Source organism: Streptomyces sp. NPDC006463 (assembly GCF_042870715.1).
In the GTDB taxonomy this organism is placed as follows: Bacteria; Actinomycetota; Actinomycetes; order Streptomycetales; family Streptomycetaceae; genus Streptomyces.
On record NZ_JBIAHP010000052.1, the window covers coordinates 1 to 16,275 of the forward strand.

Annotated in this window: 8 protein-coding genes; 6 read left to right on the plus strand and 2 right to left on the minus strand. The window is 66.8% G+C overall.

Annotation, left to right across the window (positions count from 1 at the left end; genetic code table 11):
* Window positions 1-58 precede the first annotated feature (58 nt).
* The 3 genes from ACFYOB_RS40615 to ACFYOB_RS40625 all read left to right on the plus strand — a co-directional run bounded on the left by ACFYOB_RS40615 (window position 59) and on the right by ACFYOB_RS40625 (window position 1,231).
* Window positions 59-541 carry a hypothetical protein gene (locus tag ACFYOB_RS40615; protein ID WP_388569850.1) on the plus strand — a complete coding sequence of 161 codons (483 nt, stop codon included), beginning with the start codon at window positions 59-61 and terminating at the stop codon, window positions 539-541.
* Window positions 542-613: 72 nt separating this feature from the next.
* Window positions 614-931, plus strand: coding sequence for a hypothetical protein (locus ACFYOB_RS40620; RefSeq protein WP_388569852.1), 318 nt, complete (start codon window positions 614-616; stop codon window positions 929-931).
* A gap of 18 nt (window positions 932-949) precedes the next feature.
* Window positions 950-1,231 (plus strand): hypothetical protein, encoded by a 282-nt coding sequence (locus ACFYOB_RS40625; RefSeq protein WP_388569854.1) that lies wholly within the window; start codon window positions 950-952, stop codon window positions 1,229-1,231.
* Window positions 1,232-1,342: 111 nt separating this feature from the next.
* On the opposite strand, the gene ACFYOB_RS40630 is transcribed toward ACFYOB_RS40625, so the two are convergent.
* Complete coding sequence (locus ACFYOB_RS40630) at window positions 1,343-1,927, minus strand: hypothetical protein (RefSeq protein WP_388569856.1); 585 nt, start codon at window positions 1,925-1,927, stop codon at window positions 1,343-1,345.
* Complete coding sequence (locus ACFYOB_RS40635) at window positions 1,927-8,790, minus strand: RHS repeat-associated core domain-containing protein (protein ID WP_388569859.1); 6,864 nt, start codon at window positions 8,788-8,790, stop codon at window positions 1,927-1,929. Before ACFYOB_RS40635 ends, ACFYOB_RS40630 begins: the two co-directional genes overlap by 1 nt.
* Before the next feature lie 774 nt (window positions 8,791-9,564).
* Between ACFYOB_RS40635 and ACFYOB_RS40640 the strand changes: the two genes are divergently transcribed.
* From ACFYOB_RS40640 to ACFYOB_RS40650, 3 genes are all read left to right on the plus strand, one after another.
* On the plus strand, window positions 9,565-13,896 hold the full coding sequence (locus ACFYOB_RS40640) for a ricin-type beta-trefoil lectin domain protein (protein ID WP_388569862.1): 4,332 nt from the start codon (window positions 9,565-9,567) through the stop codon (window positions 13,894-13,896).
* A gap of 335 nt (window positions 13,897-14,231) precedes the next feature.
* Window positions 14,232-15,755 carry a hypothetical protein gene (locus ACFYOB_RS40645; RefSeq protein ID WP_388569864.1) on the plus strand — a complete coding sequence of 508 codons (1,524 nt, stop codon included), beginning with the start codon at window positions 14,232-14,234 and terminating at the stop codon, window positions 15,753-15,755.
* A gap of 293 nt (window positions 15,756-16,048) precedes the next feature.
* Window positions 16,049-16,186, plus strand: coding sequence for a hypothetical protein (locus tag ACFYOB_RS40650; RefSeq protein WP_388569867.1), 138 nt, complete (start codon window positions 16,049-16,051; stop codon window positions 16,184-16,186).
* Window positions 16,187-16,275 lie beyond the last annotated feature (89 nt).

The following is a 16,275-nucleotide window of genomic DNA, read 5'->3' on the forward strand; positions in this document are numbered from 1 at the left end:
GTACCGAAGTTGGGACGCGCAGCCCGTCCCGCTGGCCGGCACATGACATCCTGCCCCAATGCTCCTGAACGATCTCTCCAGCAGTGTCGACCTCCGCCCAGTGCGATATCAGTTCGCCACCGTTCGGGGCGACTCGTACGACGACAACTGGCTGGTCATTGACGGCACGGTGATGACTCCTGAGGGAAGCTGGTCCTTCGCCGATCCGTGTCTGCTGACCGATGAGGCCCGCCAGGTGTCCGCGTGGCTGCGCGCGGTGGCCGCGGGGACGGTGGACGTCACCAAACCTGATGCCGAAGGTGAGCTGTCGCCAGACACGTGGTTCATCGAGCCGGTTGTGGCTTTCAGTCTCGCCGATCGAATCGAAGGTGGGACCGCAGTGGTTCGCATTCATCTGTCCCTCGAGGCGGCACCTCCATGGCAGCAGGGTGAGGACGGGGCTGACATCTACCACGTCGTGGAGGTCAGGTTGGACGCCGCAGCGCTGCTTCACGCGGCTGACCAGTGGGATCTCTCTCTGGCTTCCCTCCCGGCCCGCTGATCCAGACACCTGACATCCCCGTACAACCGATTCCCACCTGCTGGGGCCGGATGACCCTCTACGATCCTGTGCATGCTGGATCCCGAGCTGCTGGAACGGATCACCGCGCGGCGCGCAGAACTGGACGAACTCGAAGAACAGCTGGCCAACCAGCTTGTGGAAGTGCGGGCCGAACGGGATGAACTCGCCGTCGCCGAACGCGTCCTTGAACGGATGACCGGGCAGCTCGCCGAAGAGCGTTCCTCAGCCCGGCCGATGCCGGGGCAGGTGGGCGGACGGGCGGTGATGCTCATCCCACACCGCAAGCCGAACGTGGAAGAAGAAGCTCTGCCGTGGGAGGTCCGTACTGGTCGCGACCATGGCGAAGGGCGCCCGTTGGTCAGTGTGTGAAGACAAACCTGGACGCCCTTGCCTCGTCGCCGGATCGGGCGACCCCCGAAACTGACGGACGCCGAACTGCTGTGCCTGGCGGTCGCCCAGGTCCTTCTCGGGTTTCCCTCGGCCCGGCACTGGATCCGCTTCGCCCATGCCCGGCTGGGCCACCTGTTCCGCTACCTTCCCCAGCAGTCCGCCTACAACAAGCGGCTGAACGCCGCCGGGCCGCTGATCAGCCGTGTGATTGAGGCCCTGGCCCGGCAGGTGCCGACCTGGAACGACGACCTGCGGCTGATCGACTCAGGCCGCACGTAGCCGCTCCCGTATGTCGTGGAACCGGGCGACGGCTTCTCCCAGCGTCTCGACCAGGAAGTCGCCGACGCCTTTCGCTGCCCTGCGGACCACACCGATAGGAGAGCAATACCACTACCTGATTCCAGCATCCTCATCCGAATAGTAGTGCTCAATCACTTCTGCGTAGGAATGGGCGAAGGCCTGACTCCTGGCCACGGCTTCGTCCGGGAGATCACCAGCCAGAGCATCAGTGCCGCGCGTCTCTCCCTCAAGGGAGTAAAGATCCACGACACTCCGCTCCGCCTCCTCACCCATCTCCTGGTGTGCCTCAGCAAGCTCATCAGCCCGCTCGTAGACTCCTGCCAACATCCCAGAATCTTCAGGATCCGCCAGGTAATCAAAGACTTCCGAGGCAAAATTCAGGTGATCGGCGATCTCGGCTTCGAACGGGGGCCCATCGGGATCACATCCCTCCAACGCGGAGACGATGGTGTCCCGGATGGTTTCGAACCCCTCTGGTAGGGAGCCCTCCTGGGCGATTGAGATGGCAGCATCAACCGCCCCTGAGAGGGCGATCCTTGCATTGCCAAACCAACGCAGAAACTTAGGATCCCCGTGGAAGCTGCAGTATCGAATAACGAGAAGAGAGGCTGCCTTCCTCCGCCCCGCAGCATCGAGCTGCGAGATCTGAGCCACCACTTGCGAAACGCCAGCCACTATTTGAACATCCTTTCACCCCAGTACGTGAAGAATCCAGCCGCTGTTTTCAATCTCCCCATATGGGTAGGGCCAACTAGAGTTCGACCACCCGACCGAAGGGAATTTTCACAATAGGGGCATGTATTGCGATTCGTCGCACCGCCGAGAAGTTCCCATCCCTGGTTGTCGACATAGGCAAGGGCCGTCAACTCGGCGTGTCCCTTTCCGTTTGCATGTACCTCGTTACCCCGGAGCTGTTCCTTAATCGCACGAGGAACGTAGGGTCGATTCGATGCAACGACAGTGCGAATCTTCCCGTCGCCATCACGAGCGATCACGACAGCGGTCGTGTCATTCTTGTATGCGTAGCCCCCACCCTCCTTGTCCGACTTCTTGAGTCCCTCATGCAGCTCAAGAGCTCGATCATAGGCTTGCTGGGCTTCACAGTTGTGCACCAGGACAGGCGCAGCCTGGGTCACAACATAGTAGGTGTGAACTTGATCAACCGTCAGATTGTGGGTCGTGACGGCGTACGGGTAGTTTCGAACACCCTGGACTGTGAGGCTGCCACCATCGGGGCGACGAAGGTGCTCCCCGACCACGAGTCCACCAGCATCCACCCACTGTCGGCGGGTTTCGCTCCAGTAGGGGTGGTGGGATGTCGATGTGACCTCCCCAGGCGGACCTCGGGGGGTCGCATCGTCAGTCAGGGACAGATCAGTGAACTCCTTATCGTCAGGAGTCGTGATCGTGGCCGTAACCGCCCTGGGGTACGAGGTACCAGTCTGCGGGTCAGTGGCCATCACCGTGTCACCAACACGGACATCCTCAATGGCCTTGGCAGTGCCGTCCCCCATGAGGACTCTCGTGCCAGAGGGGAAGCTGTTCCGCTTCAAGCATGACGCTGCAGGCGACTCAGCGTCAGCTGCCCCCCGACCAGCTGCTGATTCCGTGCCAGCTGCGTCACTCGCGGTCTCCTTGGCCGCTTTCCCTTCCGCTGCCTTGGCTGCTGCAGCAGAGGCTGCTGCAGCCTCATCCTCAGCCTTCTTAGCCTTCGTAATGGCTTCCATCGCCTTGGAGGCTCTGCGCTCGGCGGCGTTGACCGCGTCGTAGGTCTTGTTGAGCTCCTTGTAGATCTCCCAGGCCTTAACGCCGACCTTGACTGCTTTTAGGACCTTGCCCCAGGGCACAGCGTTGAGGGCCGTGTTGATGCAGGCCATGACGTCGCCCTTGGTGAAGCAATCTCGGGCGTCGTTGTAGCCGATCAGGTCACCGATCAAGTCGACAACTGCGTGCTTCAGTTCCTCGCGCCGCTTCTTGTGCTTGGTGACCTCATCGTTGGCAGCGTTCAGCTCTTTCGTGGTTTGGTTCTGACCGTTGCCGTTGCCGCTGCTGCTGTCGCCTCCACGGTCGGCCGGTGAACCGTCGACGGTACCCGACGAGCATTGCTCGCCGCGCTCGCACTTCCACGCGAGTCCACTGGGGTCCGACTTGTTGAACGGGTCGTTGTTGGAGTAGCCGTAGGCGTTCCACTGCTGGGGGTCGCCCGCGTCGATGATGGGGTCGGGGCTGATGAAGCGGCCGGTGGTGGGGTCGTACTCGCGGGCGCCGAGGAGGGTGAAGCCGGTGGCCTTCTCCTTGGTGCCGCCGACGAAGCCCTTGTCCCCGGCCCAGGCGCCGGGGGCTGGCTGGGTGCCGCGCTCGTTGCCGAAGGGGTCGGCTGGGCGGCGGGTCTGGGCGAGGTCGGTAGCGTTGAACTGGACGCCGTTGGTGCCGTGGTGGTCCGAGGACTGGTAGGTGAGGTTGGAAGTGCCGGCGGTGGTGGTCCGGGTGATGGACAGGCCACCAGGGGCGCCGTACGTACGGACGTTGGAGACCTTGCTGGTGGCGGTGTCCAGGGTGATCTGGTCGGTGCCGAGGTTCAGCGTGGTCTTGTCCGGGTCGCGGCGGATGAGCTGGTTGCCGCCGGTGTCGTACAGGTAGCTGGTGCCGGCGCTCTCGCCGGTGCCGGTGATCTTGTCAAGCTTGCCCTGATCGTTCCAGGTCAGGGTCTTGGTGCCCGGGGTGCTGGTGATGGAGGCGGTGTTGCCGGTGGCGTCATAGGTGTACGAGGTCACCTTGGTGCCGGTGCTGCTGCTTTCGGTGGACTTCATCAGGGCGTGCGGGCCGCCCGTTCCGGTGCCCGTGTTCGGGCCGGTGCCGAAAGTCTGGGTGACCGTCGTGTCCTTGGCCGCGCTGCCGGTGACATCCTTCTTGACCAGCTTGGTCCGGTTACCAATCTGGTCGTACTCGTACTGCTGCCAGTACGGAGCCGGCCCGCCCACGCTCGGCTTGCCCGTGCCGTCGACTGCGGGACCGGTGCTGTTGGCGCAGCCGCCGATACCGCGGACGCTCGGCTGCGGCGCTGTCGTGGTGGTGCCGGTGTCGGTCCAGGCCTGGGTCATGCGGCCGAGGTAGTCGGTGGTGAAGCACTGCAGGTCGCGGGCGGCGCCGTCTTGCGTGTTGCTGATGGAGGTCAGCTGGCCGACGCGGTTGTAGGTGTAGTCGACGACGTCGACGCTGGCCCTGGTCGCGGTCTGCTTGTCCAGGGTGGAGCGGACGGGCCGGCCGGTGGCCAGGTCGTAGTCGACCGTGGAGACGATCTGCTTGCCGGTGTCGCCGATGGTGGTGCGGATGGCCCTGCCGTACGGGTCGTAGCGCATGTCCACGACGTACGGGGTGATCTGCGAGCCGATGGTGCTGTCGAGGGAGGTGAAGCTGCCGGCGATGTTGCTGCCGTAGGTGAGCGTCTCCGCGGCGAGCCCGGCCGCTGTGATGGCCGGCAGCTCGGTCGTCTTCAGCTGCCCGTACTTGTCGTAGGTGTTCTTGGTTTCGTAGGTGCCGGCGAGCTGCTTCTCGGTGGCCGGGATGGTGACCTTGGTTCCGAGAGGGCGGTAGCCGCTGTCGTAGCCGGTGATCTCGGAGACGTAGGCGCTACCGGAGGCGCCGCTGGTGAAGCGGGTGGTGGTGGCCGGCTTGCCGAGGGCCCCGGCCTTGGTGTCGTAGGTGAAGGCGCCGACCTGCTTGGCGGGGTCGACGGCCGTTCCCTCGTAGGTGGCGGTGGTACGGCCGAGGAGGTCGCTGATGGTGGTGGCGCTCTTGTTGCGGGCGTCGGTGACGGTGACGAGGTTCTTGCTGTCGTCGTAGAGCGTGGTGGCGATGCCAGAGTCGGGGTCGGTGGTCTTCACCGTGCGGCCGAGGAGGTCGTAGGCGAAGGTCCACTCGTTGCCCGCGGAGTCCTTGCGGCGCAGCTCCTGGCCCTGGGTGTTGGTCTCGTAGGTGGTCTCGTCGTAGGCGCCGGTGGGGGTGTTGCTCTTGTACTGGCGCAGGATCGAGGTAGTGCCGTTGGTGATGCTGGCCGTGGCATAGCCGCCGGCCGGCGGGATGGTGCGGACCTCGTCGGCTCCCGGGTATTCGGTCTTGGAGCGCCACTGCTCGATGCCGAAGGACTGAAAGACGGACGCGGTGGTGCGGCCGAGTCCGTCGAAGACCGAGACGGTCTGCGCCGGGATGTGATTGTCGGGGGTGACGCCGCCGTTGGGCAGGAACAGGGCGCCGCCGGGGGCTGCCTGGTCGTTGTAGTACGGCGCGCTGGTCTTGACCTGCCAGCCGTGCGAGTCGAAGAGCGCGTCGGTGATCATCCGGCCGTAGGCGCCGGAGGGGGTGTGTGCCTGGGTCTGGCGGATTCGGCCGAGGCCGTCGTAGATGGTGTAGCTGGAGATGTACGAGTTGTCGTTCATGAGCGTCTGGCTCAGAACGGTGGTCGGCGCGTTGGTGCCGTTCATGCTGTACGAGAACTTGCGGACCGGCGGGTCGACGGTCCGGTCCTGGCCGGGCTGCCAGATGGTGGTGACCCGGCCGAGGGCGTCGTAGCCGCGTTCGGCGACGTGCCCGTTCTCGTCGGTGGTCTTCATCGGCATCGCGCGGCCGGTGTCGAGCGTGGTGACCGTCTTCCAGCCGAGCGGGTTGGTGTGGGTGACCTCGTAGGGCAGGGCGTTGGCCAGGGCCCGGTACTCGGTCTTGGTGACCGCGCCGTCAGGGTGGGCGGCGTCTTTGCGGACCTTGTTGGTGGTGGTGCTGATGCGGCCGTAGACGTCGTAGGTGGAGGTGACGTTGAGGCGGTAGAGGGGGTTGCCCGCGGTGTCGTACTTCTCCAGGACCTCGGTGCCGGTCTGGTCGGCGGTCGTGCCGGCCTGGCCGAGAGGCTTGCTGTCGAAGTAGGCACGGGTGTCGCCGACCGTGTTCGCCGCGTTCGGGGTCTGTGCGCAGCCGCCGGTGCCCTTGAGGACAAGGGTGCGGGAGGCGAGCTGGGTGAGCGCGCTTGCGGGTCCGGTGGCGTACTCGAAGGTCGTGCACAGACGCTGGTCGGGGCGGGACAGGTCGCTCTTGTCGTCGACCTGGAGGGGGCGGGAGAAGAGGGTGTCGTCGTAGGTGGAAGTGCGCTGGCTGGTGCGCCAGGTGCCGTCGGCGAGCTTGGCACGGCTGGTGACCGTACCGGTGTTCATCACGCGGGCGGTGATGGGAGGCATGCCGCCGGACTGGGTACGGGTCGCGGTCGCGTTCGGCTTGACCAGGGGGGTGGAGACCTCGTCGGCGATGACGGTGCCGTCGTCGCGGTCGTAGGTCTGGGTCTGGCGGACGTAGCCCGAGAGGACCTCTTCGTCCTTGATGGTGCCGCCCTGGGCGTCCAGGACGTTCACGCTGCGCTTGGTGCCGTTGGCGAGGACGTCTCCGTCCATGCCGCGCAGGAAAGTCGCGACGGACTTGGTGCGCGGTGCTTCGGCGCTGTTGCCGCTGCCGGTACGGGTGGTGACGGTGGCGTAGCCGCGGAACTGGTCCCAGGTGCGGGTCTTGGGGTCGGTGAACTCGGAGTCGTTGCGGTGCCAGGCGACGCCGCCGCCGTACGCGTAGTCCGTGACTTGGCTGACCTGGCCGCCGACCTTGTCCTGCTGGGTGACGGACTGGACGACGACCTTGTGGAACCAGTCGTCGACCGGGTCCGGGTAGGACTGGCCTGGCAGGTACCACTTGACCGGCATGCAGGCCATCGTGTTGCTGTCCGCGGCCGTCGGCATCGTGCCTGCGACGCGGGAGCACTCCGGGGCCTTGTAGACGACGTTGATCTGGCCACCGGTCTCGGTGGTGATCGTCTGGATGCGCGGCCGGTTGAAGCGGGAGGCGGTGGCATCGGTACCGTCGGGTCGCTTGACCACGCCGTCGACGCGGTTGGGTATCTGCTTCGGCTCTCCGAAGGTCACGGCCGGCACGGACAGCGGGGTCCTGGCGTTCGTGGCGGTGCGCTTGATGGAGTCGAGCCACAGGGTCGGTGAGGTGCCATCGCCGGGGTCCGCGAAGCGCTGGGTGAGCGCATATGAGTCGATGTTGCGGTATCCGCCTGTGCCGAGGACCTCGGTGTCGATCTTCGTGAGGCGCTTGGTGGAGAAGTAGGTGGGCGACAGGTTCAGGCACTGGCCGGTGGCGGCGCACTCCTGGTCGACAGGAGTGTCGCCCCAGGCCGTGGGGTTGGACTTGCGCTGGGCGGGGTCGCAGGCGGTGCCGGTCTCGAAGCAGCGGTCGGCGGTGCGCAGCCAGATCTGGGCGGCGGTGTTGGCCGCGCCCTTCGCGGTGATCTGGTCGGGGAGGCGCTGGCCGTAGCCGATCCAGGTCGGGTAGGAGGCGCGCTGGTAGAGGGTGGAGGTGCCGGTGCCGTTGTTCTGGCCGCCGCCTCGCCCGTAGTAGTTGTTCTCCTGCTCGTAGCGGTAGGAGATCAGGTTCTGGTGGGGGTCCACGACGTAGTCGAGGTTCCACTGCCAGCCGAGCTGCTGCCAGGTGCCGTTGGCGGGGGTGTCCGCGCCGAGGCACTTGTCCTGGCCGCTGTTGAAGTAGACCGGCACGGTGGAGACGGACTTGGCTTCGGGGTCTGTGCCGTCTCCGCCGGGCAGGCGGTTGGCGCCGAAGTAGTACTGGGTGCCGTCGGTCGTGGTGACCTTGAAGCCCTCGCCCTTCCAGGCCGGATTGCGCTGGCCGGTCAGGCGCTCGATCTTCGTACCGTCATCGCCCTGGAGGCGGTACACGCACGTGGTGTCGTCGCGGACGATCTGTCCCGCGTGGCCGGACAAGGACAGGGAGAGGATGTCGCCGGCCCAGCACTCGTCACCTGACTCGGCTATGCCCGCGTCCTTGCAGCCCTTGTACGACCGCGAGATCGAGCCCGGGTGCCAGTCCCAGCCCTCGCCGATCAGACCGGACTGGGCGTTCGTCGAGGCGGTACGGCCGTCGATGGAGGCGGAGTCGTAGCCGAGCACGACACTCGGCGCCGCCCCGGCGATCGCTGAGGGGACTTCGGCGGTGTAGCCGTAGGTGAAGTTCGCGGCGTTCGCCCCGGCCTGCCAGGAAGCCGACGGCAGAAGCGGGGTCGCGGAGTAGTCACCGAGACTGCTGGACGGGCCCGGTTCGACGCCCAGGGCGATGCCATCTGCGGCCAGTATCTGTGGGGCAGCGGCGGGAGCGGACTTGGCGTCGGGCTGCGGCTTGAGCAGTGAAACGGAAGGGCTGGGGGTCTTGCGTATCTGGACCTCGGCGACCAGGTGCCCGGAGGCGTCGGTGTGTGAGGCCATTGGTGTGCGGGTGGTGCAGCCTGCGGCACCGGGTGTGGTGAGCGCGCACGCGGGGAGCTGGACCAGTCGGGCGCGGCTTGCCCAGTTGGCGCTGGTGTTCTTCGCCCAGGCGTAGACGTCGAGGCTGACCTCGACCTTGCCGGAGGCGGTGACGCCCGCGGGTTCGGTGAGAGCGATCAGGGCGCCGTTCACGCCGGCTGCGCGGGTCTTCGCCGGGTCCTTCACCTCGACCTTGAGGCTGCCCGTGCCGGTAGCGGAAGGTGTGGTGGCGAGTTCAGACAGAGCAGCCGATGATTTTGCATCCTTTGCTGGCGCAATCCAAATCGGCAAGCTGCCGGCCCGGACGGGTCCGGAGCCGTTGGCGGGTTGCGGCGCGGGCCGGGTGCCGACCTCAACTGTCGTGGAACCGGTGGGAGTTTTTGTTTTCTTGGCAGGCTCCCACGCCTTGGCCGCAGGCAACTCCTGCGCCTCGGGCTTGGCGTTGACCCCCTTCACGGCCTGCGCGTTGGGCAGCGCGGTCTTCGGCGGGACCCAGACCTTCGGCGGTTTGTCAGCCGCTTGGGCCACGGGTAGACCCAGGCCAGAGATGAGAAGAGCGAGTGCGGCGACTGCCGCGACCCGAGCTCGGCCGCGCTTTGAGCGCACGGCGAAGCCACTCCGACGAGACAACTGGATCCCCCCACAGGAAACCGGAACACGAAAAGGACCGAACCTGCTGAGCCCGGATCAGACGCACTCTACGTAGCGAGAGTTCCCACGCGTAAGAGATTTTTAGAGTTTTCTCACGTGGCCATTGTCACTGTCTGGACAAGCTGGCATTTCATGCCATGAAGAGGACATCTTGATCTTACGGTTTGTTGACATATTTGCAGATAGCAAGGGATCGTGCGCCTGACTTCTCTTCACTCACAGCTCACAGCGAGGACCTCCGCCATGAGGCCAGCAATCCGTTCACGCCTTTCCAGCCCGGGGGTCCTCCGCAGACGGAGGACCCCCGGCGTGCTCACGCTTCCCGTCGCAGGTGCCGTCGTTCTCGCTCTGGGCACCGGTCTGCTCGCCGGGCCGCCGGCGTTCGCCGAGGATGCCCGTGGCCATGGCCCGGCCAACAGTGCATGGCCCGCCCCGACGCCCCGTCCTCCCTCCGCGGAGGCGGCTGCGATCGACGCCGCGAAGGCCCAGGCCAAGACCAGCGGCAAACCAGTCGTCATCGAGCACCTGACGACGGCGAGTTCGCAGACCTTCGCCACTCCGACGGGCACACTCACCACGGACACCGCGCCTGTACCGCAGCGGGTCAAGACAGCCGCCGGAACCTGGCAGCCGGTCGATGCCACGCTGCGGGCCAACTCAGACGGCACCGTGACTCCGGCAGCCGTGCCGTCCAGGCTCAGCCTCTCCGGCGGCGGCACCGGCCCGATGGCCACCATGACCACCGCCGACGGCAAGAAGCTGGCGCTCAAAGCTCCCTTCCCGCTGCCCAAGCCTGTACTCAACGGCGACAGCGCCCTGTACTCGTCCGTCCTGCCCGGCGTGGACCTCGAGCTCAGCGCCAACACGCTCGGCGGCTGGCGACAGGTACTGATCGTCCGCACCGCCGAGGCCGCCGCCAACCCCGCCGTCAAGAAACTCCAGCTCGCAGTCGAGGCCGACGGGCTCACCGTGAGCGCGGACGGCGCCGGCAATCTGAAAGCCACTGACGGCCAGGGCAAGCCGCGCTTCTCCGCTCCCACCCCGCTGATGTGGGACTCGGCCGGCACTGCTCCCGCTGCTCCGTCCACGGTCTCCAAGTCGGCGGGCACCATGGCGCTGCAGTCCGCTTCAGCGGATGCGGAGGACACCTCCACGCCGTCGAGCAGCGACGGCCCCGGCACCGGCGCCGGAGTGCAGAAGATCGGCACGAGTGTCGACGCCCAGGGCATTCAGCTCGTCCCCGACGCCACCCTGCTCGGGCAGGGCACCGGTCCCTGGTACATCGACCCGGGCTGGAACCCGACCCTCGACAACGCCAACCAGGCCTGGGCCCAGGTCCAGGAGGCGTACCCCGACACCAACGAGTACAACGGAACCCAGTACGGGCAGGACAAGCCCGCCGCCGGCTACTGCGGCTACATCGTCGGGAACCCCCCGTGTGACAGGGAAGGCCGCTCCCGCGCCTACTTCCAGATCGGCATGGACTCCCGGCTCCACAACAGCGAGGTCATCAACGCGACGTTCTACGCGACCGTCGTCTCCTCCGCCAGCCCGAGCACCGTCACCCCGATGGGCCTGTACTCCACCGGCTACATCAGCAACCCGACCAGCTGGAACCAGCAGCCCTGCGACAAGAACTCACGCATGGGCGGCTGCAGCAAGATCGGCACCACCAACATGTCCGGCTCGGGCGACATCCAGTTCGACGTCAAAAACCTGGTGAAGAGCGCGGTCAGCGGCAAGTGGCCGACTGTCACCCTCGGCCTCGCTCCTGATGACGAGTACAACAAGTACTACCGGCAGCGGTTCAGCAACACCCCGCATATCGTCGTCGAGTACGACATCACCCCCACCGTCTGGTGGCCCCGAACCAGCCCGACCCCCGGCTTCGCCGACACCTCTTCGTACGCCGACTGCCGCACCCCCGGCACCGCCAACCCGTGGGACAACCCGGGCTGGGTCGGCGCCAACAACAACGTCACCCTGACCACCTCCACCTACTCGGCCACCGGACAGCAGCTCTACACGGGCTTCCAGTACTGGGACGACGACAACGGCGGCACGACCCAGTACGCCGACGCCGGCTGGAACAGCAGCTACGGCGCCGTCACCGTCGACATCGGCGCCCTGACCGACGGCCACCAGTACGGCTGGCAAGCCCGCGCAACGGACGGCACTCTCACCAGCAGCCCCACCGAGATGTGCTTCTTCCGCGTCGACCGCACCCCGCCGACTGCCACCGTCACCTCCACCGACTTCCCCGCCTCCGGCACCATCGGCGCCCACCCCAAGTACGCCGGACAGGATGGCACCTTCACCCTCACCGGAACCGACCCCGGTCCCGTGAGCGGCGGCCGTAGCTCCGGTCTGGCCTGCGCCCGCTGGACCACCGACCCCGTCAAGGCCGCTGCCACTGGCTGGAAGTGCACCGACACCGCGCCCGGCATCACCAAGCTGACCGGCGGCAAGGCAACCATCACCATCCAGCCGCCGCGCTGGGGCACCAACTATGTGTACCTGCAGACCCAGGACAACGCGGGCAACATGTCCCAGCCCTTCGTCTACAGCTACTACGCGCCCTCCAACCCCGACGCCGGCAAGGCCGTCTTCGGTGACATCACCGGAGATCACAAGCCCGACATCCTGCTGCCCGACACCGCCGGCGATCTCCGCAAGATCGGCGGAGGCGAAGACCCCTACGGCGCACCCCGCGCAAAGATGGTCACAGCGGTCGGCAACACCGGGAACTGGAACGGAATCCAGATCAGCCACCGCGGCAGCCTCAGCCGCAAGACCGTCGACGACCTCTTCGCCCACCAGTCCGGCAGTGCAAACCTGTACGTCTACTCCAATGACGGCAACGGCGGCTGGTTCGACGGTCAGGCATCCACTGCCATCACCAAGCCCACCAGCTGCCTCAACTCCGCCAAGGAGGCCATCACCTGCACCACCTACGGCTACGGCGCCGACTGGGCCAAGGTGACGCAGATCGCGGCATTCGGCTCTGTCACGGGCGAGGCCGGCGACTCCCTGCCCCAGACCTCCCTGCTGTTCGTCGAGAACGGGCGTCTGTGGCTCGCCACCGCCGGCACCAACAACCAGCTCGCACCCCAGGCGATCCTGCTCTCCGGGAACGACACCAAGTGGGACGGCTACGAGCTGATCGCACCCGGCCGCGCCCAGGGCACGGCCTTCCCCACCCTGTGGGCCCGCTCCAAGACCGACGGCGGCACCCTGCACGCCTTCACCGTCAAGGGCGCCACCGACCTGACCGGGTTCACCGAACCGGCCGCAGGACTGATCGCGGGCAAGGTCGATCCCAAGACCTATCCCCGGATCGGCTCCAACGGTGACATCACCGGTGACTTCATCCCGGACCTGTGGGCAGTCGACACCAACCAACAGCTCGTCTCCTTCTACGGCACAGGTACCGCACCCAGCACCGAACTCCCCCACCCCACCGTCACTGGCGTCGACGTCTCCCCCGTCACCCTGGCCGGCCTGAACCGGGCCTCCGCCCAGTGGGGTCTCACGGGTCTGAGCGGCACCAAGGCCCGTGACGAGGTCGGATTCGACGCCGTCACGGCGCCCGCCGGCAACAACCCCGCCACTCCCGCCGGCATCACGTTCGCCAAGGAGCTCATCGGCGGTCGCGACACCACCCACGCGGCGTTCCAGGGCAAGGCCTCGGGCATCACCAGCACCACCAAGGCTGTCGACACGCGCGCCAGCTTCACCATCAGCACCTGGGCCAAGGCCGATACGACCAACGGCGGCGTCATCGCCAGCCAGGACGGCACCCGCAGCAGCGCCTTCTTCCTCTATGCCGACCCCAACGGCCAGGCGTGGCGCTTCGGTATCGCCCGGGGTGACGTAGACGGCCTGATGTACGACTGGACCGACCTCGCCGTCAACAGCGCGGCCCGCTTCACGCCCGGCGAGTGGACCCGCGTCTCCGCCGTCTATGACGCCAACACCGGTCTGATGCGTCTCTACGTCAACGGAACCCTCGCCAGCACCGGCCACCACACCGCCGCCACCAGCCAGACCCCCACCGGCCCGCTGGTCATGGGCCGCTACAAGAAGGACGGCCAGCCGGCCTACCTGACCACCAACCGGCCCGACAACGGCTTCTTCGGCGGCATCAGCAACCTCGCCGTCTACCCCTACGCCGCCCCCATCACCGCCCCTAACGCGTCCAGCCCCATCCACCTGGCCGGCGCCGCGACCAATTGCGTAGACAACGACTACGACCGCGACACCGACGGCAACAAGATCCAGATCGCCGGCTGCAACGGGACGAACGCCCAGCAGTTCCAGATCCGCAACGACGGCACCATCCAAACCCACGGCAAGTGCCTCAACGCCGCCGCGGCCGGCACCGCGAACACCACGCTGATCGAACTGCGCACGTGTGACGCGAGCGCCAAGAGCCAGCAGTTCCTCCCCCGCGCCAACGGCGCCATCTTCAACCCCGTTTCCGGCCGCTGCATCGACCTCGGCAACTACGACACCACCCCCGGCCACCAGCTCTGGCTCTTCGACTGCAACGGTTCCCCGGCCCAGACCTGGACCATCCCCAGCCTCGGCACGGCTCCACTGCCGCTTCCGGTTCCGGTGCCTGACATTCCCACCGCCTAACCACTCCGCCAACAGAGCACGGGCCCGCCAGCCCCTCACACGGGCTGGCGGGCCCCACCCTCTGCTACCACTCACAGACCAAGCGCCCGGCTACAAACCCAACGCCTGCAGGCCAACACCGCCCAAGTCACGGACTACCCGGCCATGGCAGAGGCCGAGCGGTCCGGGCAGACTGTCAAACCCGTTCAACCCACAACCAGAGACATAGGGAACCCGTGCCCAAGCGCCGACTCGCAATAGCCGCAGCTGCCCTCGCAGCCGGTGTTGGACTCATACCCGGCATGGCCCAGGCCCAGCCGGTAACGCCCGATCCCCACAGGGCAGCCGCCCCCGACGTGGACCCGAGCACAGCCGAGGCATCCGGCGCCGAAGTCTTCAGCAGCTCCGCGGACCGTACCGTCCGCGGAACGGGGCCGACCGCCCACAGCCAGGCGACGTCCGCCGCCGACACCCAGACCCCGCTTGCGGTCGCGCTGGACAGCTGGGGCACCTCCGCCCACGGAATGCTTGTCTATTCCACCTTCAGCGGCGCTGAAGGCCCGCTCAGCGTCGCCATCGCCTGGGGCGACGGCACCACCGACACGGTCACCGCCGACGCTGCCGAACCCCTGGTGAGCAAGCACCCGTACACCGAGGTCGGCCAGTACACGATCACGGTCACCGTGACCGACCCCACGACGAACACACAGGCCGTCAACAAGGTCACCGTGAAGACGCTGGGCTCCGACTTCACCCCGCACGCCCCCTTGCGTCTTCTGGACACCCGCAACGGCACAGGCCAGGCAATGGGCAAGGTCCCCGCGTACGGCTCGACCAGCGTCAAGATCACGGGCAACGGCACCATTCCCGACGCGGTTACCGCCGTGGTCCTCAACCTCACCGTCACCAACACCACCGGCAGTGGCCACATCATCGCCGCGGGCAGTGGTCGTCCAACGCCCGAGACCTCCAGCATCAACTACGGCCCAGGCGAGACCGTGCCGAACCTGGTCATCATGCCGGTCGGATCGGACGGCCGCGTGAACCTGCACAATGTCGGTTGGGAGTCCGTCGACCTCATCGCAGACGTGACCGGCTACTTCACCGCCGCCGCGTCCAGCGGCTACGCCTCGCTCCCGCCGACCCGGTTCGTCGACACCCGCGAAGGCCGCGGCACCGCCAAGGGCCAAGTCGCCGGGCAGACTGCTTTCGGCGTGCAGATCGCCGGGGTGGGAGGCGTTCCGAAGGGCGCCACCGCCGTCTCGCTCAACGTGACGGTCACCAACCCGCGCGAGGCCGGCCACCTGACCGTCTACCCCAGCGGGCAAGCAGCCCCGACCGCGTCCAACCTGAACTTCACCGCCGGCCAGACCGTCGCCAACTCCGTCATCGTGCCGGTGGGCCCCGACGGCCGGATCATGGTCCGCAACGGTGCCTGGCAGCCCACCGACGTGGTCATCGACGTCAACGGCTACTACACGCCCGCCAGCCAGGCTGCCTACGTGCCGAGCTGGTGGGGCCCCGCCCGGATGGTCGACACCCGACAGACCGGCAGCCCGCTCGCAGCCCGTGACTACATGCACCTGCTGGACGCCCCCAACATCGAGGCGCACGTCCTGAACGCCACGGTCACCAACACGACCGGCGCCGGATTCCTGTCGGTGGCCCCGGACCCGAACTCGCGCGAGCAGTACGAGAACGGCACCGCGACCCGGCCGACGCGTCCGGTCGCTTCCAACCTGAACTGGACGGCGGGCAAGACAGCCGCGAACCTCGTCCAGGCGAGCCCGGCCGACAACGGCATGGTCGCCTTCTGGAACCAGGGCTGGGAGAACGTCGACCTGATCATCGACTACTTCGGCTACTACGGCACCAACTGATCCACCACGAGCGGGGTGGTGCCCACACCACGCACCACCCCGCCAGCAGCGGTTGGCCCCAGGGTCATCCCCCGCAGATCCGCCGACCCGTATCCGCCCAGGCGCAGCGGCTTCGTGGTCGCCCGTGCTTTCCTCGTCGGGCCGGCAGTCACCGGCAGCCAGGGAGGGGGTGCCTGTTCTCATCCGGCCGGGCCGCTCTGACAGCTTGCCTGCCGCACCCTGATTTCCAGGTCCTTGCCACCAGCGAGGTGAGATCCCTGTGAACACCCCGACCGGCCTTCCCGGAGACTGCCTTGCTGCCCTGCAACAGCCTGAGGGAGACGCGGGAGATCAACACCGTGATCCTCCGCGACTCGGGCGCCCCGGGTGTTCTGGTCCCCGAAGTCGAGGGCAACCTGACGCACGAGGAGCTGGTGCAGGCCCTGGTGTGAGCGTTCACGTTTTTCCCCATCTCGGGTGGTTTGAGCGTCATGTAATTCCTCATCCCGACTTCTCCTAATTGGCCATGGGTACGACGGAG